Annotated in this window: 29 protein-coding genes and 5 tRNA genes; 22 read left to right on the plus strand and 12 right to left on the minus strand. The window is 56.1% G+C overall.

Annotated elements, in window-relative coordinates; translation table 11 throughout:
* The first annotated feature begins 2 nt into the window (after positions 1-2).
* A complete protein-coding gene (locus HCU74_RS07660) occupies positions 3-962 on the plus strand; it encodes a class I SAM-dependent methyltransferase (RefSeq protein WP_168449804.1) in 960 nt (319 codons plus the stop codon).
* Here HCU74_RS07660 and HCU74_RS07665 read toward each other — a convergent pair.
* Positions 955-2,187 carry a pyridoxal phosphate-dependent aminotransferase gene (locus HCU74_RS07665; protein WP_168449805.1) on the minus strand — a complete coding sequence of 411 codons (1,233 nt, stop codon included), beginning with the start codon at positions 2,185-2,187 and terminating at the stop codon, positions 955-957. The two genes, HCU74_RS07660 and HCU74_RS07665, sit on opposite strands and share 8 nt — an antisense overlap.
* A 132-nt stretch (positions 2,188-2,319) precedes the next feature.
* Here HCU74_RS07665 and msrB point away from each other — a divergent pair, with 132 nt between their 5' ends.
* From msrB to HCU74_RS07685, 4 genes are all read left to right on the plus strand, one after another.
* A complete protein-coding gene (gene msrB, locus HCU74_RS07670) occupies positions 2,320-2,718 on the plus strand; it encodes a peptide-methionine (R)-S-oxide reductase MsrB (RefSeq protein ID WP_168449806.1) in 399 nt (132 codons plus the stop codon).
* A gap of 160 nt (positions 2,719-2,878) precedes the next feature.
* Positions 2,879-2,954, plus strand: a tRNA-Glu gene (locus HCU74_RS07675).
* Positions 2,955-3,124: 170 nt separating this feature from the next.
* Positions 3,125-3,200, plus strand: a tRNA-Glu gene (locus HCU74_RS07680).
* Positions 3,201-3,372: 172 nt separating this feature from the next.
* Positions 3,373-3,448 (plus strand) — tRNA-Gly (locus HCU74_RS07685).
* Positions 3,449-3,528: 80 nt separating this feature from the next.
* Here HCU74_RS07685 and HCU74_RS07690 read toward each other — a convergent pair.
* Positions 3,529-3,918 (minus strand): PA2817 family protein, encoded by a 390-nt coding sequence (locus HCU74_RS07690; protein WP_168449807.1) that lies wholly within the window; start codon positions 3,916-3,918, stop codon positions 3,529-3,531.
* A 106-nt stretch (positions 3,919-4,024) separates the two neighbouring features.
* Here HCU74_RS07690 and HCU74_RS07695 point away from each other — a divergent pair, with 106 nt between their 5' ends.
* The 7 genes from HCU74_RS07695 (at position 4,025) to HCU74_RS07725 (ending at position 8,964) form a co-directional block, all read left to right on the plus strand.
* A complete protein-coding gene (locus HCU74_RS07695; RefSeq protein WP_168449808.1) occupies positions 4,025-4,939 on the plus strand; it encodes an ABC transporter ATP-binding protein in 915 nt (304 codons plus the stop codon).
* Positions 4,940-4,963: 24 nt separating this feature from the next.
* On the plus strand, positions 4,964-5,737 hold the full coding sequence (locus HCU74_RS07700; RefSeq protein WP_168449809.1) for an ABC transporter permease: 774 nt from the start codon (positions 4,964-4,966) through the stop codon (positions 5,735-5,737).
* 12 nt (positions 5,738-5,749) lie between these two features.
* Positions 5,750-6,577, plus strand: a complete 828-nt coding sequence (queF, locus tag HCU74_RS07705; RefSeq protein ID WP_168449810.1) for an NADPH-dependent 7-cyano-7-deazaguanine reductase QueF — start codon at positions 5,750-5,752, stop codon at positions 6,575-6,577.
* A gap of 107 nt (positions 6,578-6,684) precedes the next feature.
* The gene (locus tag HCU74_RS07710) at positions 6,685-7,005 is read left to right on the plus strand and encodes a hypothetical protein (RefSeq protein WP_168449811.1); all 321 of its coding nucleotides are present in this window, start codon (positions 6,685-6,687) and stop codon (positions 7,003-7,005) included.
* Positions 7,006-7,035: 30 nt separating this feature from the next.
* Positions 7,036-7,266 carry a hypothetical protein gene (locus HCU74_RS07715; protein ID WP_168449812.1) on the plus strand — a complete coding sequence of 77 codons (231 nt, stop codon included), beginning with the start codon at positions 7,036-7,038 and terminating at the stop codon, positions 7,264-7,266.
* 227 nt (positions 7,267-7,493) lie between these two features.
* Positions 7,494-8,129 carry a dUTP diphosphatase gene (locus HCU74_RS07720; protein WP_428480335.1) on the plus strand — a complete coding sequence of 212 codons (636 nt, stop codon included), beginning with the start codon at positions 7,494-7,496 and terminating at the stop codon, positions 8,127-8,129.
* Between the two features lie 4 nt (positions 8,130-8,133).
* Positions 8,134-8,964 (plus strand): hypothetical protein, encoded by an 831-nt coding sequence (locus tag HCU74_RS07725; protein ID WP_168449813.1) that lies wholly within the window; start codon positions 8,134-8,136, stop codon positions 8,962-8,964.
* 7 nt (positions 8,965-8,971) lie between these two features.
* Here HCU74_RS07725 and HCU74_RS07730 read toward each other — a convergent pair whose 3' ends face one another.
* Genes HCU74_RS07730 through HCU74_RS07760 form a run of 7 tightly spaced genes read right to left on the minus strand, consistent with a single transcriptional unit; the run spans position 8,972 to position 13,063 of the window.
* On the minus strand, positions 8,972-9,256 hold the full coding sequence (locus tag HCU74_RS07730) for a 4a-hydroxytetrahydrobiopterin dehydratase (protein WP_168449814.1): 285 nt from the start codon (positions 9,254-9,256) through the stop codon (positions 8,972-8,974).
* Entirely contained in the window at positions 9,241-10,353 is a 1,113-nt protein-coding gene (gene trmA / locus HCU74_RS07735; RefSeq protein WP_168449815.1) for a tRNA (uridine(54)-C5)-methyltransferase TrmA, read from the minus strand. The genes HCU74_RS07730 and trmA overlap by 16 nt, the downstream gene beginning before the upstream one ends.
* A 2-nt stretch (positions 10,354-10,355) precedes the next feature.
* Positions 10,356-11,348, minus strand: coding sequence for a glycosyl transferase family protein (locus tag HCU74_RS07740; protein WP_168449816.1), 993 nt, complete (start codon positions 11,346-11,348; stop codon positions 10,356-10,358).
* A 50-nt stretch (positions 11,349-11,398) separates the two neighbouring features.
* Positions 11,399-11,662, minus strand: coding sequence for a DsrH/TusB family sulfur metabolism protein (locus HCU74_RS07745; protein ID WP_168449817.1), 264 nt, complete (start codon positions 11,660-11,662; stop codon positions 11,399-11,401).
* 1 nt (position 11,663) lies between these two features.
* The gene (locus tag HCU74_RS07750; RefSeq protein WP_168449818.1) at positions 11,664-11,963 is read right to left on the minus strand and encodes a hypothetical protein; all 300 of its coding nucleotides are present in this window, start codon (positions 11,961-11,963) and stop codon (positions 11,664-11,666) included.
* Positions 11,963-12,340 (minus strand): DsrE family protein, encoded by a 378-nt coding sequence (locus HCU74_RS07755; RefSeq protein WP_168449819.1) that lies wholly within the window; start codon positions 12,338-12,340, stop codon positions 11,963-11,965. The genes HCU74_RS07750 and HCU74_RS07755 overlap by 1 nt, the downstream gene beginning before the upstream one ends.
* A 48-nt stretch (positions 12,341-12,388) precedes the next feature.
* Positions 12,389-13,063 (minus strand): Bax inhibitor-1/YccA family protein, encoded by a 675-nt coding sequence (locus HCU74_RS07760; protein ID WP_168449820.1) that lies wholly within the window; start codon positions 13,061-13,063, stop codon positions 12,389-12,391.
* Positions 13,064-13,249: 186 nt separating this feature from the next.
* On the opposite strand from HCU74_RS07760, the gene HCU74_RS07765 reads away from it, so the two are divergent.
* Positions 13,250-13,337, plus strand: a tRNA-Arg gene (locus HCU74_RS07765).
* Here HCU74_RS07765 and HCU74_RS07770 read toward each other — a convergent pair.
* Both HCU74_RS07770 and rne read right to left on the minus strand, forming a co-directional pair.
* Positions 13,265-13,352: transfer RNA gene (locus HCU74_RS07770), tRNA-Ser, on the minus strand. The two genes, HCU74_RS07765 and HCU74_RS07770, sit on opposite strands and share 73 nt — an antisense overlap.
* 181 nt (positions 13,353-13,533) lie before the next feature.
* The gene (gene rne, locus HCU74_RS07775; protein WP_168449821.1) at positions 13,534-16,470 is read right to left on the minus strand and encodes a ribonuclease E; all 2,937 of its coding nucleotides are present in this window, start codon (positions 16,468-16,470) and stop codon (positions 13,534-13,536) included.
* Positions 16,471-16,990: 520 nt separating this feature from the next.
* Between rne and rluC the strand changes: the two genes are divergently transcribed.
* Positions 16,991-17,944 (plus strand): 23S rRNA pseudouridine(955/2504/2580) synthase RluC, encoded by a 954-nt coding sequence (rluC, locus tag HCU74_RS07780; protein ID WP_168449822.1) that lies wholly within the window; start codon positions 16,991-16,993, stop codon positions 17,942-17,944.
* Positions 17,944-18,588 carry an HAD-IA family hydrolase gene (locus HCU74_RS07785; RefSeq protein WP_168449823.1) on the plus strand — a complete coding sequence of 215 codons (645 nt, stop codon included), beginning with the start codon at positions 17,944-17,946 and terminating at the stop codon, positions 18,586-18,588. The genes rluC and HCU74_RS07785 overlap by 1 nt, the downstream gene beginning before the upstream one ends.
* Before the next feature lie 26 nt (positions 18,589-18,614).
* Here HCU74_RS07785 and HCU74_RS07790 read toward each other — a convergent pair whose 3' ends face one another.
* Positions 18,615-19,208 carry a Maf family protein gene (locus HCU74_RS07790; RefSeq protein ID WP_168449824.1) on the minus strand — a complete coding sequence of 198 codons (594 nt, stop codon included), beginning with the start codon at positions 19,206-19,208 and terminating at the stop codon, positions 18,615-18,617.
* 185 nt (positions 19,209-19,393) lie between these two features.
* Between HCU74_RS07790 and HCU74_RS07795 the strand changes: the two genes are divergently transcribed.
* From HCU74_RS07795 to fabF, 7 genes are all read left to right on the plus strand, one after another.
* Positions 19,394-19,921: a YceD family protein gene (locus tag HCU74_RS07795; protein ID WP_168449825.1), complete on the plus strand. Its 528-nt coding sequence runs from the start codon at positions 19,394-19,396 to the stop codon at positions 19,919-19,921.
* 21 nt (positions 19,922-19,942) lie between these two features.
* Positions 19,943-20,122, plus strand: coding sequence for a 50S ribosomal protein L32 (rpmF, locus tag HCU74_RS07800; protein ID WP_168449826.1), 180 nt, complete (start codon positions 19,943-19,945; stop codon positions 20,120-20,122).
* A 7-nt stretch (positions 20,123-20,129) separates the two neighbouring features.
* Complete coding sequence (plsX, locus tag HCU74_RS07805) at positions 20,130-21,158, plus strand: phosphate acyltransferase PlsX (RefSeq protein WP_168449827.1); 1,029 nt, start codon at positions 20,130-20,132, stop codon at positions 21,156-21,158.
* A 77-nt stretch (positions 21,159-21,235) separates the two neighbouring features.
* Positions 21,236-22,174 (plus strand): ACP S-malonyltransferase, encoded by a 939-nt coding sequence (fabD, locus tag HCU74_RS07810; RefSeq protein WP_168449828.1) that lies wholly within the window; start codon positions 21,236-21,238, stop codon positions 22,172-22,174.
* Positions 22,175-22,188: 14 nt separating this feature from the next.
* Positions 22,189-22,926, plus strand: coding sequence for a 3-oxoacyl-ACP reductase FabG (fabG, locus tag HCU74_RS07815; protein ID WP_168449829.1), 738 nt, complete (start codon positions 22,189-22,191; stop codon positions 22,924-22,926).
* A gap of 208 nt (positions 22,927-23,134) precedes the next feature.
* On the plus strand, positions 23,135-23,371 hold the full coding sequence (gene acpP / locus HCU74_RS07820) for an acyl carrier protein (protein WP_022957235.1): 237 nt from the start codon (positions 23,135-23,137) through the stop codon (positions 23,369-23,371).
* A gap of 176 nt (positions 23,372-23,547) precedes the next feature.
* Complete coding sequence (gene fabF / locus HCU74_RS07825) at positions 23,548-24,789, plus strand: beta-ketoacyl-ACP synthase II (protein WP_168449830.1); 1,242 nt, start codon at positions 23,548-23,550, stop codon at positions 24,787-24,789.
* Positions 24,790-24,800: the final 11 nt, after the last annotated feature.

A 24,800-nucleotide genomic window follows, 5' to 3' on the forward strand; every position in this document is an offset into this window, starting at 1 on the left:
CTATGAGTGACAGTATTATTACTCCGCCGACCTTCGACGATTTTGCCGAACTGGCGAGGGTGGAAGACTGGTCGTCGATATTTTCCGAAGCGCCGGAGGCGACACGGCTGTTTCATGGGCGGGGCCAGTGTTATCCCGGGTTGGAGTGGTTGACGGTCGATTATTTTTCGCCAGTGCTGTGGATCGTGCTGTATCGACAGCCACCGGAAGCATTTTGGGGGGAGTTTTGTCATCAGCTTAAAGCACGATTTGGCGGTGTTGTGGATGCGGCTCTGGTGCAACACCGCTATCTCCGTGGCAATGACTGTGAGCCGCTCTGGGGTGATGTGCCCGATGAGATGTACGCTGTCGAGAACGGCCTGCGCTTTGAGCTGAGTCTGGGTGGGCAGCAGAATATTGGCTATTTCATGGATATGCAGCCCGCCCGCCGTTGGTTGGCGGAGCGGGCGGAAGGGGCGCGGCTACTTAATCTGTTTTCCTACACCTGTGCGTTTTCCGTTGCCGCCCACGCCGCCAGGGCCGATGGCGTGGTCAATATCGACATGAGCAAGGCGGCCCTGCGTCGAGGCAAGCGCAACCATGAACTTAATGGGGTTGAGGAGGGCGACACCATCTATCTGGGACACGATATTTTCCGCTCCTGGGGACGGCTCCGTCGCGAAGGCCCCTTCGACATTGTGATCTGCGATCCGCCCTCGCGACAGCCGGGCAGCTTTGATGCGGCAAAGGACTACGCCCGCCTGGCGCGCAAACTGCCTGAACTGTGCCGTGAAGGGGGAGATATTCTGGCCTGCCTCAATTCTCCACTAATGCCCGAGCAGTTCCTGCGCGAGGTGATGGCGGCGGAGTGCCCGTCAGCGCGTCTGGTAGCGCGCCTGCCGGGGAGAGCAGATTTTCCCGACAAGAGCGCCGACGGCGCACTGAAAGTGCTGCACTATCGGCTTGAGGGCGAGACTAGCTGACCGCGCGGAGTTTGCGACGGTAGCCCTTGAGGAAGTTGGCAAAGCGCTCGATCGCGTCGGCCAGGTCGAGCTTGTTGGGCAGGAAGACAATGCGGACATGGTCCGGGGTCGGCCAGTTAAAGCCGCTGCCCTGTACCAGCAGAATTTTCTCCTGATTGAGCAAATCCAGTACCAGCTGTTCGTCATTGGCCACCGGGTAAACCTCGGGGTCGAGCCTGGGAAACATATACAGTGCGCCCGCGGGCTTGGTGCAGCTGACGCCGGGAATGTCGTTGAGCATTTTCCAGGCGAGATCGCGCTGCTCAAGCAGCCTGCCGCCGGGAAGAATCAGCTCGTTGATACTTTGGTAGCCGCCGAGCGCGGTTTGAATCGCGTGCTGGGCAGGAACATTGGCGCACAGGCGCATCGAAGACAGCATATTAAGCCCTTCAATATAGTCTTCTGCCTGATCCTTGGCGCCGGACACGATCATCCAGCCACTGCGGAAACCCGCCAGGCGATAGGCCTTGGACAGGCCGTTAAAGGTCAGGCACAGCACATTCTGATTCAAGCTGCCCAGGGGAATATGCACGGCATCGTCGTAGAGGATTTTGCTGTAAATCTCATCGGCGAATACCACCAGGCCAAATTCCTCGGCGATAGTCACCAGCTCGATCAGCATCTCCCGGCTATAAACTGCGCCGGTGGGGTTGTTCGGGTTGATAATGACAATTGCCCGGGTTTTGTCGGTGATCTTGCTGCGAATATCTTCCAGCGAGGGCTGCCAGTCGTTGTCTTCGTCGCAGAGGTAATGCACGGGTTTAGCGCCGCTCAGGGAGACCACTGCGGTCCACAGCGGGTAATCCGGTGCGGGAATCAAGACTTCGTCGCCGATATTCAGCAGGGCCTGGGTTGCCATGGTAATCAGTTCACTGCAGCCGTTACCCAGGTAAATGTCATTGACTTCAACGCCGGGAATGCCCACCTTCTGGCATTCCTGCATCACCGCCTTGCGCGCTGAATACAGACCTTTGGAGTCGCTGTAACCCTCGCTTTCCGGCAGCATATGAATCACGTCCTGGATAATTTCGTCCGGGGCGTTAAAACCAAAGGGGGCCGGGTTGCCGATATTCAGCTTCAGAATACGGTAGCCTTCTTCTTCCAGTTCGTTCGCGCGCTGTAACACCGGTCCGCGAATGTCGTAGCATACATCGCTGAGCTTACTGGACTTGTAGTAACGAGACATAATAGCCTTCTTGCAAACATGCTTGGGTTACCCGCGTTCACGTGCGGGCAGGGCAGTGTGCCGACGGAAAAAATCGTCGGCTATTCAGAAGCATAGTGTACCCTTTGGCAAACCGACAATGGAGTGATTTTGATGGAAAAAGTCGTTAAAACAGCGGACGAGTGGCGGGAGCTTCTCGGTGCCGACGCCTACCACGTGTGCCGGGAGAAGGGCACCGAGCGCGCCTTTACCGGTGAGTATTACAACGAGCATTCTCCGGGCAAATATCTGTGTCGGTGTTGCGGAGAGGTGCTGTTCGATGCCGCCACCAAATACGACTCCGGCTCGGGTTGGCCCAGTTTCTATCAGCCGGTCGCGGAGGAGGTCGTTGCAGTAAACAGGGATACCAGTCACGGTATGGTGAGGGAAGAGGTGGTCTGCGCCCGCTGCGATGCCCATCTTGGCCATGTGTTTCCCGATGGACCAGCGCCCACAGGGCTGCGTTACTGTATTAACTCCCTGTCGCTGTCACTGGATAAAGACGAAGATTGACGAAAATCTGTGCAGTTTGCGTAAAAAACAAACGGATTTAACTTAAATTTAAAATATTTCACCTCCGCGACAAAAAGCGACTTGACGGGGGCGGCCTGGCTCCCTAAAATTCGCGCCACTTTCAGGCAACAAGTGACTCGCGGCCTGAAAGGTTTGCGGCGTCCCCTTCGTCTAGTGGCCTAGGACACTGCCCTTTCACGGCAGTAACAGGGGTTCGAGTCCCCTAGGGGACGCCATTTATTTCGCACTATCGGAGCTGACGGTCCGGTAATGCCGGGGAGAAGAAGCCATACTTTTCCCCAGCCGAATGCGGTTGATTTTGGCTATTCAGTCCTTGACGATGTCAGGGGAGATATCTAAAATTGCCGCCGCTTTCAGCCGCTAACACGGTTGGGAGGTTTGCGGCGTCCCCTTCGTCTAGTGGCCTAGGACACTGCCCTTTCACGGCAGTAACAGGGGTTCGAGTCCCCTAGGGGACGCCATTTATTCAGCACTGTCGACGATGTGCGGCAAGGCGACTAAAGGCGTCAGACAGGTGTTAAGCCTGTTGACACGTGAATTTACCGGAATTATTATTCCGTGCCATAAAAGGCAGTAAATTCAAAAAGATAGTCAGGTGTAGCGCAGGTGTGTTCACCGGAAAAGTGTTAAAACGCGGGATTAGCTCAGTTGGTAGAGCGGTACCTTGCCAAGGTACAGGTCGTCGGTTCGAACCCGATATCCCGCTCCAAATAAAAAACGAAGCTCTATAGCTTCGTTTTTTTTTGTCCGGAAAAAATGGATGCCAGCTCCGAGGGGAGTTGCGGGGCCTCAGTGGAGGCCAAAGGTTTGGGCGCGAAGATTGCGATAGAGACCGTCGTCGCCATCACTGCCGGCTTCATAGTAGCGCTCTTCCAGCAGCTGATATTTGTCCAACTCCTCGTCGCTCAGATAGTGGAGGCAGTCGCCGCCAAAAAACCACAGCAGGTCGCGGTGCATTTGCGGGGTGATAAGCGGAAAGCTGGCGACGATCTGACTCAGTAATGCCTGTCCCTCCTGGGCGCTGTCGGGGTCGCCGAGGGAAGACTGCAGAGTGCGCACCCGGTTGAGGAATTCTGCAGTATCGCTGCCCTCCGGTGCATAATCGCTCAGCTGGTTTACGCAGACCAGGCACAGTTCATCGTATAAATTCTGGTAGTATCGGTGTCGGCTTGTAGTCACGGTAGGTCCAATCAGTGTTAACAGGCTTTAGTGTATTCGATCCGGCCACCGTGGCAAAATACGCCCCCGTGCTTTTCTGTCTGTTACATAATATTGGGAATTCATTATGAGCAAAGCCCTGGAAATCAAGGGATTGCGCAAAACCTATGGCAATGGTTTCGAGGCTCTGAAGGGCATCGACCTCGATGTGAACGAAGGTGATTTTTTTGCCTTGCTCGGCCCGAATGGCGCGGGAAAGTCGACTACCATTGGCATTATCTGTTCACTGGTGAAAAAGACTTCCGGCGAAGTAAGGGTATTTGGTAAATCGATTGACGATGACCTCGCCAATGCCAAAAAAGACATTGGCGTGGTGCCCCAGGAGTTCAATTTTTCCAGCTTTGAAACCGTGTGGGATATCGTTGTCAATCAGGCAGGCTATTACGGTCTGAGCCGTTCTCTCGCCGCTGAACGGGCCGAGGCCTATCTGAGGCAACTGGATCTGTGGGACAAGCGCAAGGTCGCCTCGCGCATGCTGTCGGGTGGGATGAAGCGTCGGTTGATGATCGCCCGGGCACTGGTACACGAGCCGCGCCTGCTGATACTCGACGAGCCGACGGCCGGGGTGGATATTGAGCTGCGCCGGTCGATGTGGACCTTTCTGGCAGATATTAACCGCCGCGGTACCACCATCATTCTGACTACCCACTACCTCGAAGAAGCCGAAAGTCTGTGCCGTAACATCGCCATTATTGACAGTGGCGAAATCGCGGAAAACACCAATATGAAGGCGCTGTTGAAACAGCTCCACCGGGAGGTGTTTATTCTCGATAGCACGGCGTGCCTGCCCGAGGCGCTGTCGCTGCCCGGTTATGCAGTGGAGCGAGTGGACGACCATATGCTGGAGGTGGCCTTGGAAAAGGGCGGTTCGCTGAACGAGGTGTTCCGCCTGCTTAGTGAGCAGGGCATTGAAATCAGCAGTATGCGTAATAAAGCCAACCGACTGGAAGAGCTGTTCGTGTCTCTTTTGGCAAAGAAGTAACACCGACCAGAGGGATAAATCGACATGACCGCTGCAGAACAATGGATCGCCTTTGTCACCATCGTGCGCAAGGAAGTGCGTCGTTTTCTACGCATCTGGATGCAAACCCTGCTGCCTCCGGCCATCACAATGTCGCTGTATTTTGTGATATTCGGCACCTTGATTGGCTCGCGCATTGGCACAATGGGTGGCTTCACCTATATGGAGTTCGTGGTTCCCGGACTGATTATGATGGCAGTGATTACCAATGCCTATTCCAACGTTGTGTCGTCCTTTTTCGGCGCCAAATTTCAGCGATTTGTTGAGGAAATTCTGGTCTCGCCCATGTCGAACAACACCGTGCTGTGGGGCTTTGTCCTCGGTGGTGTGGCCCGAGGCTTGCTGGTTGGCCTGATCGTGACGCTGTTGTCGCTGTTTTTCACCGACCTGAATATTCAGCATATCGGTGTCACCATAACTATTGTGCTGATGACCTCTGTCATGTTTTCGCTGGCGGGGTTTATTAACGCGGTGTTTGCCAATAATTTCGATGATGTCTCCATCGTGCCGGTGTTTGTGCTGACACCGCTGACCTACCTGGGAGGTGTATTTTACTCCATCGATATGCTGCCGGAGTTCTGGGCCGACGTGTCGCGGCTGAACCCCATGCTTTATATTGTTAATGCCTTCCGCTATGGCGTGCTCGGTGTATCAGACGTCAATATTGGTGTTGCCTTCGCGATGGTCGGGGTCTTTACGGTGCTGGCCTATGCCTACTGTATGTATTTGTTGCGCAGCGGCACGCGTCTGCGGCAGTAGGAGATACGAGTAATGGAGCACATCAGTCACGGCCCGTTGGGGGAGAGTGTCAGCTACCCGGAGCAATACCGGCCGGAAATTCTCCACCCGATTCCCCGTTTCACTGGGCGCGATATACTCGGTATTGGCGCGGTGTTGCCCTTCGACGGGGTAGATATCTGGAATGCCTATGAGCTGTCCTGGCTTAATTCCCGGGGCAAGCCTCAGGTGGCCTGTGCGGAGTTTCGCTTTCCCGCATCTTCCAGCCATATTGTCGAGTCAAAGTCGTTCAAATTGTATCTCAACTCCTTTAACCAGCATCGCCTCGATAATGTAGAGTCTTTGCGGGAGGTGTTGGCCAAGGACCTGTCAGCGGCTTGTGGCGCCCCTGTTGAGGTGAGTGTGTATACCCCGGCTGGATGGGGCGAGGATTTGCCGTTGCAGTCCCTGTCGGGTGTGTGTCTTGACCGGCTTGATATCGACGTTGACTGCTATTCGCCAAATGCGGGGCTGCTGGCGTTGGCCGGCGGCAGTGGCCAGCAGCGCTATTTCAGTGATCTGCTGCGCTCTCGCTGTCCGGTCACTGCGCAGCCGGATTGGGCAAGTGTTGCTATCGAACTTAATGGCCCCATGCTCGACGAGGAGGGCTTGCTGCGTTACCTGATTGCCTTTCGTCAGAAGAACGACTTTCACGAGCAGTGCGTGGAACAAATTTTCTGCGACATCATCAATCTGGCCGGAGACTGCGAATTGACCGTTTATGCTCGGTACCTGCGTCGAGGCGGTCTGGATATCAATCCCTGGCGCAGTAATTGCCGCCCGTCACTGCAGGCTGAAAACCTGCGACTGCCGCGGCAATAAGCCGTTTTTTTCGCCATACGCGGAGTCCGGTAGGTAGTACAACGGATAGCAAATGTGGCCGCGAAAGCGAACAATCAGGGCATGTTTTGTTGGTGGAAGAATATGCCATGTTGGTCGCGAGTTATTTAATTGGGTACGACGATAACGGCGTTGTCGGGCATTTGGGGCTCGACCGGGCGTTTCCGACTCATCTTGAGGCGGCCGAGTTTGAACTGTGCGAGCGTGAAGGCACCCACGGCGGTGTGGCCTACGATCTGATGGTGATCTTTCCTTACGCAGAGTCTCCCCGGAATATGATTTGTCTGTTGGACCTGCCCCCTGCACTGGTGTCCTCTCTCGCCAACGGTGGCACGGTGCCCATCGTTGATTTTTCCTGCGGGCGCCTGCTGCGATGCAGTCTCGGGCAGGTCGTTGAGCGCTGCGCTTGAGAGAGTGCTCTTATCTCAGAGGTTAGAGTTATGTGGCAGCCCCGTATAAACCGGTGTAAACGTTATTCCATGCACGGCCCCGCATCGTCAGTGGTGCTTATTCCCGAGCAGGATAGGGTGGTCTACGGTGGAAATTTTGAAGCCCAGTTACCCAATGTTATTCGTCAGCGAGTAGAGCGCGATATGCGTAAAAGTGTTGATCTCAAGGTGATGGGTTATCTGATGGTGTTGGGGAACCGCTATCGTCCTGCGAAGTCCTGATTGACTGCCGATTTTATATCCGCGGTGCCTTGCGGTGAAATATACTGGCTTAATGCGGCAGGTACTCAGGGTAACCCCCAACTTTTTGCTGGATCAGGCTTGCCTCGCCGGAGTCCAAGGCAACACGTAACAGCCTGTCAGGCACCCTCCAAAAAACACAAACCTTCTGTATCGCCTGCGTCCATGCTTGTATGATGGAGCCCATTTCTTTTGATCAGGAGCGGGCAGTGTCTCATCAACAATACCTTCAAGCCTTTACCACCATGCTCGAAATGCAGGATCGGATGAACCAGCGCGTGCATCCCGAATGGCCTGCGCAGAACTTCGAGTGGTATCGCGCGGTGTGGATAGAATGCGCAGAGTTGATGGATCACCAGGGTTATAAATGGTGGAAAAAGCAGCACGCTGACATCGAACAGGTGCAAATGGAAGTGGTTGATATCTGGCACTTTGGTATGAGCGCCCTGATTCGTCCGGGCGTGGCGGCGGCGGAGATTGCTCAGGAAATGATCGATGAACTTGACGCGAGCCCGCGCCCCCATGCTGCGAATGTGTTGCTTGCCACCGAGGCCCTCGCCGCCGATGCGCTGTCGCGAAAAAGCTTTTCCGTTGTTGTGTTTCGGGATTTGCTGCACGCGGTGGATCTGGATTTTACCAGTCTGTACCGCCAATACGTGGGCAAGAACGTGCTCAACTTCTTCCGCCAGGATCACGGCTATAAAGACGGCAGCTACATCAAAATCTGGCAGGGACGTGAAGACAATGTCCACCTTGTCGAGGTGTTAGCCAGTCTGGACCCCTCTGCACAGGACTATGCCGATGCCGTCTATCGCGGGCTCAAGGCCCGCTACCCGGCGGTGTGATACGATGGCTCGGGATGGTCTCTCGACATCGGCACTGGCGCGTTTACTTGAGCTGCCACTGCAACAGCTGTTTGCCACTCTCAAGGACTATGGCTGGATACGCAATGTTGATAACACCTGGGAGTTAACCGCGAAGGGTGAATTCGAAGGGGGGCGCTATGTCAACAGCAAGCGCTATGGGCGCTATATCGTTTGGCCGGCGACCATTGTGGACCACCCGCTGTTGCGCGCAATGGAAAGCCAGCGCAGCCTTGCTCCTGCTGATATTGGCCGCAGCCTGTCGGTCAGTGCCCGCCAGGTCAATCGCTACCTGAGTGTGATGGGGTGGATTCGCTCGGGACGCCGGGGGTGGGAACCGACGCCGGCCGGGGTCAAACACGGCGCGCAGCTGTATGAAAATCCGCAATCCGGTCAAGTCTATGTTATGTGGCCGGAGGATATTATTCAGCAACCGGCGTTGCTCACCTTGAGAAAACGGGACAATATTGACCTCAGTGATCCTTCCACCTGGTGCAGTATTGATGGCAATCGCCACGACAGCTATGGTCGCACCGTCGTCGCAAACTGGCTGTTTCTCGCTGGGCTGCGTTATGCGGTAGAGTTTCCACTGGGTGCCGCCAATTCCGTGTGCGATTTTTACCTGCCGGAGGCCACGGCGAGTATCGAGTTGTGGAGCGGCCAGGAACATGCTGACCAGCTCGCCGCTCGGCTTGAGCGTGAAAAACACTGTAAAGCGCACAATATCGCCGTGGTGGATGTCCACCCTGAAGAGCTCGAGGTGCTGGACGACTACCTCAGCAGGCGCCTGACCGAGCTGGGGGTGGCGGTACTGTGAGTAGTGCCTAAGGTGCTTCCCGGTTTATCGCTTCCGCCAGTGCCAGGTCACGGGGGGTGAGGCCACCCACGTCGTGGGTGGTAAGTGAAATAACCACTTTATTGTACGAGTTTGACCAATTGGGATGATGGTCAATTTTTTCGGCGCAAATGGCGACTTTCGTCATAAAGGCAAAGGCGTCGAGAAAGTTTTTGAACTGGAATTCCCGCCGCAAGGTGTCGCCCTCACGCTGCCAGTTCGGTAGCTTTTTCAACGCGTCTTCTATTTCATGTTCTGTCAGCTTGACGGGCATAGCTCATCTCTTTCAGTCAGTAAAACGCCGCACTCAAGGTGTTCAGTGTAGGGGAACTGGTCAAACATCGCGAGCTGCTCGCAATGGTGGGTTTTGTGTAATTGTTGCAAGTCCCGATGCAGGGTGTGCGGGTTACATGAGATGTACAGAATACGTTTAAAGCGGGCGACCAGGGCGCGGGTGGCGTCGTCGAGGCCCGCCCGTGGGGGATCGACAAGAATGGTGTCGAGGGTGTAGTCCGCAAGATTGATATTCTCCAGACGGCGAAACTCCCGCTCGCCATTTAATGCCGCAGTAAATTCCTCGCTGGACATGCGCAGGATCTCCACATTGTCGATGTGGTTCAGTGCAAAATTTTCCCGGGCGGCCTTGACTGAAGTTTTCGATATTTCTGTCGCCAACACGCGGCGGAAAGCCCCGGCAAGAGGGGCGGTAAAGTTGCCATTCCCGCAGTACAGCTCGACGAGGTCACGGGACTCGCTGCCCGCCAGATGGGCCAGAGCCCACTCAATCATCGCGCAATTGATGTGTGCATTGGGCTGAGTAAAGCCGCCCTCGTACTGACGGTAGTGATACTCCCGGCCAGCGATCGGCAGGCATTCCTCGACATAGTCACGACTTAGTACCAGCTTTTGTTTGCGGCTGCGTCCGATGATGGTGATGTTCAGATCCTGTGCAAGACCCTCGGCTGCGGCCTGCCAGGTGTCGTCAAGTTTGCGGTGATAAATCAGTGTAACCATCATGTCGCCGCTGAGTGTGCTGAGAAACTCAATCTGAAACAGCCGGTGGCGCAGATGTTCGTTATTTTGCAAGGCTTGGCGTAGCACCGGCATCAACCTGCATATGCTGGCGGAGGCGGTGGGAAAATAATCGATTCGCACCGGAATTTTCGGCTGGGCGGGATCGAACATCGCGTAGTACAGCTCGTCGTTGTCGTGCCAGATACGAAATTCCGCGCGCATGCGGTAATGCTCAGCCGGGGAGGGATGAACCTTTGGGGCAGGAAGTCCAAGGTCGGCAAATAAACTGGCGAAGTCGCTGACTTTATCTGCCAGCAACTGCGGATATGCCTCGGGCTGAATAGGGGTAATGCTCATTATCAGTTGCTCGTTTGAAGGCGCTGCAGATCTCGGTTCTGCCAGATTTCAGCGGCCTGTTGCAGGCATTCATCGGGCGAACAGTCGGGGTTTCGCAGTTGCAGGACAATCGCGATGGTGCCGAGAATGGCGTTATGGCCATAGTCGCTGAGGTCGTTGTGGCACCAGGCTGCGCGCAGGGTGCCCACATCCAGCTGTTCCTGCCAGGGCTGGCGCCCCTCCAACAACCGCGGCCACTCACACTCGCTGAGTTCGCCGTTGTGTACATATTTAACGGTGCAGGTGGCTTCGGGTTTGCGCTCGGCTTCCCCTGCCTCCCCCTTGAAGACCGCCGCATGAGCTTGCCCGAGCAGTTGCGCCGCGCGTTGGTGGCTGTCGCCGTAGGCAGGATGGAAAATACTTTGCACAGAGTAGGGGGCGTTAAGCGGATTCAGCAGCCGCGAGAGAGTGTGTACAGGGGAGCGCAGACCGAACAGGTTGCGTAATTCGATAATATCTTGCAGCGGCGCAGAAACCTGACGGAGGGGAACATAGGCGAAGCGGCGCTCGGCAACCGCCACCGCGCAGTCTTCCCAGTTGTCGGTCACTGTCTCGCCCAGCTCCCGCAGCAGGTGTTCGCTGTACACGCGGTCAGCGGTATGGCCCGCGGCGCCGTGCATGACGATTTTCAATCCGCTATCGGCCAGTGCGAGGGCTGCTAATAAATACCAGGGGTGTTGGCGACGTTTGCCGGCATAGCTGGCCCAGTCGAGGTCGATGGCAATTTCCGGAGCGTTGCAGTGGCTGCGTACGGCTGTGACAAAGCCCGCCAGTTCCTCGGCGCTTTCTTCCTTGACCCGCAATAACATCAGAAATGCACCCAGCTGCACTGGATCGACCTCGCCGCGCAGAATCATGCCCATCGCGATATTGGCCTCCTCGCGGGTCAGCGAACGGGCGCCGGACTTGCCCTTGCCGAGAATACGCACATAGGGGGCGAAGGGATGTTCTGTCATAGAGTTGTCCAATCCTGGGGTAGTTAAAGCGATAGTGCGAGGGAGGGATTCTACCAGCTCAAGCAATGGCTGTGCTGTTCGCAAAGGTCGATCAGTACGGAATAATCGATGGCTTTAATCCCCGAGTGGGGGGCAATGGAGAATTCCTCGAGCTCTGTGGCAAGGGCGTAAACAGACCTGCCCAGGCAGTCGAGGGTCGTCGGATGATTGAGCAGGGTGACCGCCTCTCCGAGTAGCGCCAGTGTATCGTCTTCGGCGAATAACGCTAGGCCGCGACGGAACCCCTCGGAAGACTGGATAATATGCAATATCAAGTCAAAAGGCCTCTATGCGGTCGCTCGCGAGTATCTTACTGCGAAGCTCTTCTGCGGACAGGGGTAAAAGACGGAGCGGTGCAACGCTGTCCTCCGTCGATGTGCTCTCGCCGGGTAAGGAAAGGATGTAGAGCTGGTCGATACCAAATTCAGCAAGTCGCGTCGTGATTTCCTGCTGATGCAGGGCTTCCAGAGCGGCAGACCAGAGCACGAGGTCGACGGTCTCGCCAAAGGCGATGGCGGTCAACGCAAGGTCCGCTGCCGGTTTGGCCAGTTTCGCCTGGCTTATCAGAATAAGCATCAAGCCCCCAGTCTGAGGGTTCGAGTGGCGGTCGATGCGGCGGCCTGCCATTGGGCCAGACCTCCAATGACGAAGCCCTCCCGCAACGTGGCTTGTGCCAAACCCTGCCGGCGGGCGGAAGGGGTGTCTAGAATATTTCTCTCATTGGCGCTGCCGCTGCACACCACCAATTCGCAGTGCGCTTGTTCAGCCAGCGCTCGCCACTGGTCGCTGAGGGGGGTGTCGCGGCGGTTGTCGGCAATGTTGGCGCCATCGTGAATGAAAAACACCATCGCCAGAGAGTGGCCTCCAGCGGAGGCCGCGCGGGCCAGTTGCAGGGCATGAAGACTGGCTCGATCGTTGGGATGAGCGCTGACCATCAGTGCAAAGACAGACATGGGAGAAAGAGGGGGAGTCCCCACCCCATGACGGGGTGGGGTGGGGCCTTAGTCGTCGCTGCCGAAAATACCGAGAAGGTGCAGCAAATGGACGAACAGGTTGTAAATATCGAGGTACAGCGCGACGGTGGCGCGGATATAGTTGGTCTCACCGCCGTGGATGATACGGCTGGTGTCAAACAGGATCAGGCCGGACATAATGAAGACCGCTGCTGCTGAAATAGCCAGGGAAACCGCTGGTACCGCAAAAAAGATGTTGGCAATACTCGCGACTACCACAACAAGCAGTCCGACCATCAAAAAGCCGCCGAGGAAGGAGAAGTCCTTGCGGGTGGTCAGGGCATAGGCAGACAAGCCAAAAAAGACCAATGCGGTGCCGCCGAGGGCTTGCATTACCAGTTCTGCGCCGTTGGGCAGTGCCAGATACATTTGCAGCATCGGGCCAATGGAGGCACCCATCAAGGCGGTGAAAACAAAGATGGCGGCGAGGCCCTTGCTGGAGTTGGCCGTGGCGTTTACCACGAACAGCATAGCGAAACCGAGCAGAGACAATACCAGCGCGGTGCCGCGGCCGAGGTTCAGAGCCATTGCAATGGCTGAAAACGCAGCGCTGTTAAGCAGCGTCAAACCGAGCAGCATATAGGTGTTGCGCAGTACCTTGCTGATTTCAACAGACTGCTGGCCTATTGCGGCGGTCGATTGAAATACTGATTTCTCTTGCATGTTGATCTCCGTAGTGAAAGAGCCTTTCAGAAGTCTATATAGTCTGTCACCGGGGGGCTTAAATCAAGCGTTACCCACGGGCTGCCAGTACTACTTATAGATATTCATTAGATGGGGGCAGAAGCTGAAAATTCAATATGGGGGTGATGGTGTTGACGTTGAATTTACGCTGAGCGAGAGGGGTATTGAAAGGGGATTAAATGGCGGAGGGGCAGGGATTCGAACCCTGGGACGGTCGCCCGTCGCCGGTTTTCAAGACCGGTGCTTTCGACCACTCAGCCACCCCTCCGCAGAAGCCCGAGATTATACATAGGTTTATTTCCGAAACAAGCGGTATTGCAAAAAAGACTTATAAATCAGTTTGATGTGGCGAAATTTTGAGCGAAAAAACCCGGCGCTGGGCCGGGTTCGGGTAGCGGCGCAGTCCGTGGCGAGTGCCGCGAACTACGCTTGCTGAGGTCGCGACTCGATCAGTTTCTGGGATCGTTGGCGGCCCGTGGCATTTTCGGACGATTGGGGTCCGGCTGCGCCATCACATTGGGGTCCAGAACCGGTGGCTGAGGACTGCCGGTGTCAATTTTGACCTCGGTAATCGGTTTGGGGGCGACCCTTGGATCATTGGCCGCGCGGCCTTCCGGGCGCACAAGTTCGGCCTTGCCGGGCTGTTCCCCTTGATTTTGCAGGGTGACCTTGGCAGCAGGTGCCGGCTTACGGGCTTCGACAGCGGGACTGTCATTGACCGCTTCCGGCAGGGCTTCTTTCTTCTTGGGCTCCGCTGGTGCGGCCTGCTCCTGAGGAACTTCTGCTACCGTCTCGGGCTCGCTGGCTGGAGCCGGCGCTTCCTCGTCAGCAGCCGCTGCTTCCTCGGTTTCGGCAGGCTTGGGAGCTTCGACGGGCTTGGGGGCTTCTGGCGCTGCGGCAGCCTCGGTGGGCTTGTCAGTAGCGGCGTTCGGCGCTTCCTTTGCTTCGGCGGCTGGTGTTGCTGCCGAGGCAGGGGTCTCGTCTACCTTGCTGCTGGCAACGCTTTCAGCTCCGTCCTGCGTCAGTGCTGATGCCTTGGGTTGCTGGTCGCGGTTGTCGGCGGCGGTGTTTTGTTTCACCTCAGCCTTGCTTTCCTGTGCGCGCTCAGCTTGAGGCGCTTGCCCGGCATCGTTGGGGGCGTTGTTGGTTTCGGTACTATCCTCAACCGGTGCCGCCGTGCGCTTGCGCTCTTGCGGGCCGCGTGGCTTGCGGTTACCACGGCGTTTGGGGCGATTGCCGCCAGAGCTGTTCTCGCTATTGCCGGTGTCGTTGCTGTTACCGGTGTCGGTGTTGTCTACTTTGGTTTCGTTGCTATTGTCGTTGCGCTCGTTGCGATTGCCTTTGTCCTGGCGGTTGTCATTATTGCGTGGACGGCGCTCTCCGCGACTGTTGTTGCGTCCTTCGTTGCGCTCGTCGCCAGATTTGTTGCGGCTTTCGTTACGCCCTTCGTTGCCGGCATTGCCGGATTTGTCACTCTGGCGGTTATCAACAATTTCGTCATTGTCACGGCGGTTGCCGCGTTGGCGCTGGTCGCCACCTGGGCGACGATTGCGATTGCGGTTGCGGTTGTTACCGCCGCGATTGCCGTTGTTGTTGCCGCCGCGATTGCGGGGCGCGGGCTTGGGTTCTGGTTTGACTTCCGGTTCGGGGGCGGGCTCTTCCCCTTTAAAGAAGGCTGCCAGCCCTTTGCCGAGTTTGCTGAAAAAGCCGGGCTGCTGCGGGGTTTCTGTCGCGGCAACAGGTGCCTCCGGGGCGCTTGCGGCGGGTGTGGGGGCAGGAGCCTTGGGTGCGAGTGTTCTCACTACTGCGGCTGGGGCAGCGGGTGCTGCGCCGAGTTCATTGGCGTGGACTTCTTCTGCTGTTTCCGCTTCGGGAGCCATTTTGTAGCTGACTTCGCTCTCGCCTTCGATATCGTTCTCGCGCAGGCGCATCACTTCAAAATGGGGAGTATCCAGGTGCGGCGCGGGGATTACGACGACGCGAACATTGGAGCGCTGTTCAACGGCGTAGATAGCGGTGCGTTTCTCATTAAGCAGATAGGACGCCACGTTAACCGGGACAACCGCGCGTATTTCTGCGCTTTTTTCCTTGTTGGCTTCTTCTTCAACCAGGCGGAGAATAGAAAGTGCAAGGGATTTGGTGTCGCGAATTGTGCCTTGACCGCTGCAGCGAGGGCAGACTTTGGCACTGGTTTCACCCAGAGAGGGGCGCAACCGCTGACGTGACATTTCCAGCAGGCCGAAGCGTGAAATGCGCCCGATCTGGATACGTGCGCGGTCGGCTTCCATGGCATCGCGAATGCGGTTTTCCACTTCGCGCTGATTTTTTGCCGCCATCATGTCGATGAAATCGACGACGATCAGGCCGCCTATGTCCCGCAATCGCAACTGTCGGGCGATTTCGTCCGCGGCTTCGAGATTGGTCTGCAGGGCGGTTTCTTCGATATCGCCACCCTTGGTTGCGCGGGCGGAGTTGATGTCGATCGATACCAGAGCTTCAGTGGGGTCGATAACGATAGAGCCGCCGCTGGGCAGGGAAACTTCGCGCTGGAAGGCCGACTCGATCTGCGATTCGATCTGGTAGCGATTGAACAGGGGGACCGCGTCCTGATAGCGCCGTACTTTGTTCTTGAAGTGTGGCATGACCTGTTCGACGAAGTGCATGGCTTCGTCGTAGGATTCGTCGGAATCAATCAGTACCTGGTCGATATCGTCGCGTAAATAGTCGCGAATGGCGCGGATAATGACGTTGCTTTCCTGCAGGATCAGCACCGGTGCCTTGCGGTCTTCGCCGGCTTGCTTGATGGCTGACCAGAGGTGAAGGAGGTAATCCAGGTCCCATTGCAGCTCCTCGGAGCTGCGACCGATACCCGCGGTGCGCACGATAACGCCCATGCTTTCCGGGATATTAATGCTGTTGAGTGCGTCGCGCAGGGAGGCGCGTTCTTCGCCCTCAATGCGACGTGAGATGCCGCCCGCGCGGGGGTTATTGGGCATCAGCACCATATAGCGGCCGGCAAGACTGATAAACGTGGTCAGTGCAGCGCCTTTGTTACCGCGCTCTTCTTTTTCGACCTGAACAATAACCTCAGTGCCTTCCTTGACCAGATCCTTGATTTTGGCGCGGCCATTAACGTCGGAGGGGGCGCGGTAAAAGTATTCGCGGGAAATTTCTTTGAGGGGGAGGAAACCGTGACGCTCGGCGCCAAAATCAACAAAGGCGGCTTCAAGGCTGGGTTCTACGCGGGTGATCTTGCCTTTATAGACGTTGGCCTTTTTTTGTACGCGGGTGCGGTTTTCTATATCCAGATCGTAAAGACGCTGCCCGTCAACGAGGGCAACACGCAACTCTTCTGGTTGAGTCGCGTTGATTAACATTCTTTTCATGAGCTAAAAAATCCCAAAAGCCGGGATTTAACAGGCCGCTCATGTGATTGAGCATCTATAAGCGTTGCAATGAGTTGCGCGCGCCTTTTGGGCGGCTGGCCAATGTTGGCAGTGTTCTCATTGGTTTGCGGCGTTCTTTTGCCGCTCTTACTCGGCGCGACTTCGCGCTGATCGTCGTTCGTCTAATACAGTAGGCACCAGGGTATACGCGCCAAATATCGGTAACGTCTTATGTACGTCGCTTTAACAGAGTTCTATCACATCTGCGGTGCTGGCAAATCGCGGCAGCACATTGTTTATGTACCGGCACTGCGCTAAAAGCTAGAATGCCGCCGGTACACTGCTTGTTCAAAAATTTTGAGGCCCTGCCATAATCCCGGCATAGTGGCCTTCTGGGGTAGGCGGTCGGCGGTTTTCCCTTGCAACACAGCCCTGCTGTGGCGGGAACCGGACCCAACGGCTACCGTCGCGAATATAGCAGTTATGCATTGTTATCTCAATGATTTATAGAGGATTTTAAGTGGACTCTGACGTAGCCGGAAACCCGGCTGTACGATTCGTGACAATTTCTGCAGATTTTGCCGGGCAGCGCCTGGATAATTTCTTAATGCGAGAATTAAAAGGCGTTCCCAAGTCTCGGATTTATAACATTTTGCGCCGTGGCGAGGTGCGAGTAAACAAGGCGCGGGCCAAGCCGCCCTACAAGCTGTTGGCGGGGGATGTTGTGCGTATTCCTCCGGTTCGGGTGGCCGAAAGAGAGGTGGCGGCGGTGCCGGTGTCGCTGGCCGAGGATATTCGCAGCCGTATTTTGTACGAAGATGAGGGCTTGATGGTGATCGACAAGCCCTCGGGGCTGGCAGTTCACGGTGGTAGCGGGATATCGCTGGGGCTGATTGAGTCGCTGCGCCAGGTTTTTCCCGACGAGCGTCAACTGGAGTTGGTTCACCGATTGGATCGCGATACCTCCGGGTGTGTGATGGTGGCAAAGAAAAGGAAGCATCTCAAAGAGTTACATGAGCTTCTGAAGGCAAAATATTCGGTTGATAAGCGCTATCTTGCCTTGGTAGCGGGTAGTTGGCCGGTGCGTAAGGAGCAGGTGAAGGTGCGCTTGCAGAAAAACGTGTTGCAGTCCGGTGAGCGCATGGTCAGGGCGGGGCTTGAGGGTAAATATTCCCTGACCGAATACCGGGTGCGGGCCAGAATAGAGGGGGCCAGTCTCGTGGAGGCCCGACCGATCACCGGTCGAACCCATCAGATTCGGGTGCATTGCCAGTATGCTGGGTATCCCATTCTCGGTGACGATAAATATGGCGACGATCAGCAAAACCTGTTGTTTCGTGAGCGGGGTCTGCGGCGTTTGTTTCTACATGCACATGCTCTGTCCTTTGAATTGTTTGGCAAGAAAATTGCCGTTACCGCGCCACTGCCTGCGGAGCTGAGAGGGATTCTGGGTGATGTCGGAGAGGAGTTCTGATGCTGCTGATTTTTGACTGGGACGGCACGCTGATGGATTCCGAGCAGAAGATTCTTGCCAGTATGCGTGATGCGGCGCTGTCCTGTTCGCTTGAGCCGCCCGCCGATGCGGCGGTGCGCAATATTATCGGCCTGGAGTTGAGCCTGGCGATTCAGCAACTTTTCCCTGGTGAGTCGGCGGAGGGGGTGGCGGCGATTCGCGCTGGCTATGTGGACAGCTTTGTGGCGGCGGACCAGCAGCCCTGCTCGCTGTTTCCCAAAGTGGCAGAAACCCTTGCGGAGTTGGCAGGGCGTGGCCATCAGTTGTGTGTGGCGACGGGAAAAAGCCGCAAGGGCTTGAATCGAGTGTTTTCCCATCTTCCCCAGGCAGCGCTGTTTTCAGCGAGTCGCTGCGCTGATGAGACGGCGTCGAAGCCAGATCCGCTGATGCTTCAAGAGCTGTGCGATGAGTTCTCTGTGGCCCCGGAGGCAGCTTTGATGGTGGGTGACACCGAGTACGACCTGGAAATGGCAGCCCGCATAGGGATGCCCTCTGTGGGTGTTGCCTATGGCGCCCATGAGCCAGAACGGCTGCGGCGCTGGAATCCACTCGGAGTGGTGGATCAATTCGATGGCTTGCTTGCCTATGTTGATCGCGGCCGCTGAATTGCTCGACGGCCTGTTGGCAAGGGCTAGGGAAGGGCAACGCCTTCATTGGCGAGAAATTCCACCAATCGGATGATGGGCAGGCCGATAAGGGTGTTGGGGTCTGTCCCCTCGATGCGGTGAAACAGGGTGATGCCGAGCCCCTCGGCCTTGAAGCTGCCTGCACAGTCGAGTGCGGGTTCCGCGGCAACGTAGCGCTTGATCTGTTCGCTGCTCAGGGTGCGAAAGTGTACGGCGACCTGTTCGCAACTCTGCTGAATTCGCCCGGTTTGCGCGTTTATGACACATAATCCCGTGTGGAATATAACCGTTTGTCCAGAGCAGCTGTGCAGTTGCTCTATCGCATTGGCAGCGGTGCCCGGCTTGCCCAGCGGGCTGCCGTTCAAGTCCGCTACCTGGTCGCTGCCGATGATCAGGCCTGCGGGCCGGGACTGGGCGACGTGGGCCGCTTTTTCCCGAGCCAGGCGTAGTGCAAGTGTGGCGGGAGGTTCGTTCGCTGCCGGAGTTTCGTCAATGTTCGCAGGCTGTATTTCCGGCGCAAGGCCTATTTTTTCCAGCAGGGCGCGGCGATAGCTCGAGCCAGAGGCCAGAATAATAGAGGGAGTGGGTGTTTGCGTCATTGTTATGGCGTCGTTTTGGTTGGTGTCGGGATCGTGATTTGAAAGGCGATTGTGGCGCGTATTGCTGTAGTGGCGCCAGCTTTTTGACAATTGACCGCTGATCGCGCGAAATGCGCCGCTAAGCACCTAAAAACACGGCATTTTGTTTTGACAACTCTGGGGTGAATCCCTATGATTGCGCGCTTATGCAAAGACAGCCTCTGCCAAAGCAGGTTGATGCCCGCAAACTGTGTATCACAAATGCGGAAATTAACGCGACTGCAACCGTTCAGCAACTTGGCCGTTTTGCCGAGGGCCTCGCTTCTTCTGAAGGTGAGGTACTCGCAGAACTCAAGTTGTTCCGGGGGGAGCAGGGGTTTTACCGGATCGATGGACACGCGCTGGCAAAGGTTGAAGTTACCTGTGAACGCTGCCTTACAGCGATGCCCATTGAGGTTGTGTCGGAATTTGCATTGGCAATAGTGTGGACCGAAGAGCAGGCAAAGGCTCTGCCCAAATATCTGGATGCAGTTATTTTGGGAGAGGAGTTGCTGGATCTTGAGGAGTTGCTGCAGGACGAGCTGATTATCAGCACGCCCTTTGTCAACTATCACGATATCGCTGATTGCAAAGCCACAGGGCCAACAGAATACCCCGCGCCGGAAGGCGCCGGAAGTGAAGAAAAAAGCGAATCGCCTTTTTCTGTGCTGGGGTCCATTAAACCCCGAGATTAGTTAACGAGGAATTGTTAGACCATGGCTGTTCAGAAAAGTAAAAAGACCCGTTCTCGTCGCGGTATGCGTCGTTCACATGACGCACTGACCAGCGCAGCACTGTCGGTCGATCAGACCAGCGGTGAGAAGCACTTGCGTCACAATGTTACTGCGGACGGTTTTTTCCGCGGCCGCAAAGTAGTCGCTGGCAAAGACGACTAATATTTGCGTGGCATCACTGCGCCTAGCTGTTGATGCAATGGGCGGAGACTTCGGTCTCCGTTCTACGGTTCCCGCCTCCGTTCTTGCGCTGAACGAGAATTCAGACCTTCATATCACCCTTGTCGGTGATCGCACAGCAATTGCTGAAGCCCTGCGCTCGCAGAGCTACGATTCCTCTCGTCTCGATATCCTCCACGCCAAAGATTCCGTTGCCATGGACGAAAAGCCCGCGGTGGCTCTGCGTCAAAAGCGTGAGTCCTCTATGGCGATTGCGCTGGGTCTGCTCCGCGACGGCGATGTCTCGGCGGTGGTGAGCGCCGGTAATACCGGAGCGCTGGTGGCCATGGGCTGCATTATTGTGGAGCGCATGAACAATGTGCGCCGACCGGCGATGTGCGCGCCGATTCCCTCTGATAACGGCCATACCTATATGCTGGATCTTGGCGCCAATACCGAGTGTGTTGCGCGGGATCTGGCCCAGTTTGCGGTAATGGGGTCGGCGTTGGCGAGGGTGATCGACGGCCGGGCCGCCCCCCGCGTTGGTGTGCTGAATATTGGCGCCGAATTAATAAAAGGTACCCCGGTGGTTCGTGAGGCGGGTGATTTGATCGCGGCGAACCCCCACCTGAACTATATCGGCTTTGTGGAAGGGGGGGATATCTTTGGCGATGGTGTCGATGTGGTGGTCTGCGACGGCTTTGTGGGAAACGTGGCGCTGAAGGTCAGTGAAGGGGTTGCCTCATTTATTCGCAGGCGCTTGCAGGCGCAATTGTCAGCGAGTGTCATGGGTGCGGTGCTCGGTATGTTGTTAAAGCCGGTGCTGAGGCGTATGCAGCGGGCCAACGATCCCCGGCGTTATAATGGCGCGGTGTTGCTGGGCTTGAAGGGGCTGGTGGTTAAGGGGCACGGTGGCTCCGATGTCCAGAGCTTTTTGACCACCCTGCGCCAGGCTGCTCGTGCAGTCAGTGTCGATCTTTCCCGACAGATCGCGGCGGAGTTGGCTGAGGAAAATCCGCCAACGCCCGTCGCGCAATAGTGTGTATACAGAAACTATGGCGCACTGCCGTAGATAAGTAATGATAAATCTCAGCGATAAACAAAAAGGATGCTGTTATGGATAAGCAATCTCTTGCTTTTGTATTTCCTGGCCAAGGGTCGCAGAAGGTGGGTATGCTCGCCGACCTCGCTGCGGCCTACCCGAGTGTCAAGCACACCTTCGATGAAGCCTCGGAAGCCCTGTCCTACGATATGTGGGATCTTGTGCAAAACGGGCAACAGGAGCAACTGAATCTGACCGAAACGACCCAGCCTGTGCTGTTGACCGCCAGTGTGGCGGTATGGCGTCTGTGGGGCGAGCAGGGCGGTATGTCTCCGGCAGTGATGGCTGGACATAGCCTGGGTGAGTTCTCGGCGCTGGTGTGTGCCGGTGTCATCAATTTTGCCGATGCAGTGCGTCTGGTGCGTGCTCGTGGGCAGTTTATGCAGACCGCCGTGCCGGTTGGCGAGGGAGCTATGGCCGCTGTATTGGGCTTGAGCGACAGCGACATTGAGCGAATCTGCGCAGAAACCAGCGGTGTTGTCGAGGCGGTGAATTACAACTCTCCCGGCCAGGTTGTTATCGCTGGTCATGTGGCGGCGGTTGAGGCCGCCACCGCTGCCCTCAAAGAAGCGGGCGCCAAGCGCGCAATGTTGCTTCCCGTCAGCGCGCCTTTCCATACCTCTCTGATGCGTCCGGCAGGCGAAAAGCTTGAGCAGGCACTGGAAAATATCAGCTTTGCTGCGCCGCAAATTCCGGTTGTGCACAATGTTCACGCGCAAACCGAGAGCGATCCCGCAAAGATCAAGCAGCTGCTGGTTGAGCAGATTTACAGCCCGGTCAAGTGGGTGTCCTGCGTTGAAGCGATGACCGCCAGCGGCGTGACCACGACAGTGGAAAGTGGTCCGGGTAAGGTGCTCAGCGGCTTGAATAAGCGCGTACAAAAATCACTGACCTGTTTGAATATTGAATGTCCGGCATCGCTCGAAACGACGCTGGCCGCTATAAACGCTTGAACAAGGAATTTCTCATGACAGATAAAGTAGCACTGGTCACTGGCGCAAGTCGTGGCATTGGTAAGGCCATCGCTCTGGCGCTGGGTAATGCCGGGGTTACGGTTGTTGGTACTGCGACCTCAGAAGCGGGTGCTCAGGCCATCAGCGAAACCTTCGCCGGCGCGTCGATCAAGGGTCGTGGCATGATGCTTAACGTAGCGTCTGCAGAGTCGGTAGACGAAGTGTTTAAAGCGATTTCTGCGGAATTTGGTGCGCCAACCATTCTGGTGAACAATGCCGGAATCACCAAAGACAATATTATGCTGCGGATGAAAGAGGACGAGTGGTTCGATGTGATCGACACCAACCTGAACTCGCTGTATCGCGTAGTCAAGGCGAGCCTGCGCGGTATGACCAAGGCGCGCTGGGGCCGTATTGTAAATATCAGCTCTGTGGTGGGCGCGATGGGTAACGCCGGGCAGTCCAACTACGCTGCGGCAAAAGCCGGGATGGACGGGTTTACCCGCGCACTGGCGCGGGAAATCGGTTCACGGGGCATCACTGTAAATGGTATTGCCCCGGGCTTTATTGATACCGATATGACCAAAAAATTGGGCGATGACCAGCGCGATGCGCTCAAGGGTCAGATTCCCCTGCAGCGCCTGGGTGAGCCAGAGGAAATTGCCGGTGTTGTTGCCTTTTTGGTGAGCGATGCGGCGGCCTACATAACCGGCGAAACCATTCATGTAAACGGCGGCATGTATATGGCGTAAACTTCTGTTAATTAAGCATTTATTTGTCAAAATGTGAAATTTTCAGAATTTGCTATGCACAAGCATGGGTAGTCGAGGTAGAATTAGCGCCCAAGTGCTGAGCTTAGGCATCACGATTTCGGTGAGTGCCCCGGTTGACCTGACCGCTATGCGGGGCGGCAAATGGGGCACTACAAACTTTAAAATTAATTAGGAGTCATTTACGACCATGAGTAGCATTGAAGAGCGCGTCAAGAAAATCGTTGCAGAGCAACTCGGTGTTAAGGAAGACGACGTACAAGAGTCTGCCTCTTTCGTTGAAGACCTGGGCGCGGATTCTCTGGATACCGTTGAGCTGGTAATGGCACTTGAAGAGGAATTCGAAACTGAGATTCCTGATGAAGAAGCCGAGAAAATCACAACTGTGAAGCTCGCTATCGATTACATCAAAGAAAATCTGCAGTAATACGCAATCTCTGACGGCGTTGCCGTTTGTAAAAGCCGTTGCTATGAAGATAGGGCGGCTTTTTTTATGCCTGCGATTGACGCAATAAATCAGCCTTGAGAGCTGATTGCGAATCGCAAGGGCAAGTTTTTATCGTATTGGGCATGAATAATTTTGTACATGATTAGGGGGCGTGCATGTCAAAGCGTAGAGTAGTGGTAACTGGCCTTGGGATGGTGAGTCCTCTGGGAAATACAGTCGCAGAAACGTGGAAAAACATACTTGATGGGCGCAGCGGTGTTGGGGCGATTACCGGTTTCGATGTATCCCAGTTCTCGACCAGGATCGGTGCGTCGATCAAAAATTTTTCCGTTGCTGACTACATGGCAGCCAAGGAAGCCAAGCGCTTTGACCCCTTTATTCACTATGGCGTGGCAGCGGCTGAACAGGCCCTCGCCGATGCCAAGCTCGATATTACAGATGAGAGTGCTCCGCGCATTGGTACAGCCATTGGCTCGGGTATTGGCGGAATCGGATTGATTGAACAGAGCCGCATGACCATTGAGGGCAGCGGCCCGCGCAAGCTGTCGCCATTTACGGTGCCCGGAGCCATCATCAATATGATTGCCGGGGTATTGGCCATTCGCCATAACCTGCAAGGGCCCAGTATTGCAATTACCACTGCGTGCACCACCGGTACCCACAATATTGGCATGGCGGCGCGAATGATAGCTTATGGCGACGCCGATGCCATGTTGGTAGGCGGGGCTGAAATGGCGACCACCCCTGTGGGCTTGGGGGGCTTCTGTGCCGCGCGGGCGATGTCTACCCGCAACGACGACCCGGAGGCGGCCAGTCGCCCCTGGGATCGGGGGCGCGATGGTTTTGTGCTGGGTGATGGCGCGGGAATGATGGTGCTGGAGGAAATGGAAAGCGCCAAGGCTCGCGGCGCCAATATTTACGCCGAGCTTTGTGGGTTCGGTATGAGCTGCGACGCGTTTCATATGACCTCACCGCCGGAGGACGGGCGTGGCGCCCGCGCGGCGATGCAAGCAGCGTTGAGCGATGCCGCGGTCAATGCCGAGGCGCTGGATTACATCAATGCCCACGGTACATCGACGGTTGCAGGCGATGTCGCTGAGAGCCGCGCTATCAGCGAGTTGATGGGTACAGCGGCGGCAAAGGTTGCGGTGAGTTCGACCAAATCGATGATTGGCCACCTGCTGGGTGCGGCGGGCGCTGTTGAAGCGATTTTTTCGGTGTTGTCAATTCGGGATCAGGTCGCTCCCCCGACAATTAATCTGGACGATCCCGACGATGGCTGCAATTTAAATTATGTGCCCCACCAGGCCCAGGCGCGTAAGATCGTCTATGCGATGTCGAATTCCTTCGGCTTTGGCGGTACCAACGGCAGCCTGCTGTTTGGGCGACTGAGCTGATGTTGACCCTC

It is taken from the genome of Spongiibacter thalassae (genome assembly GCF_012272835.1).
Lineage (GTDB): Bacteria > Pseudomonadota > Gammaproteobacteria > Pseudomonadales > Spongiibacteraceae > Spongiibacter > Spongiibacter thalassae.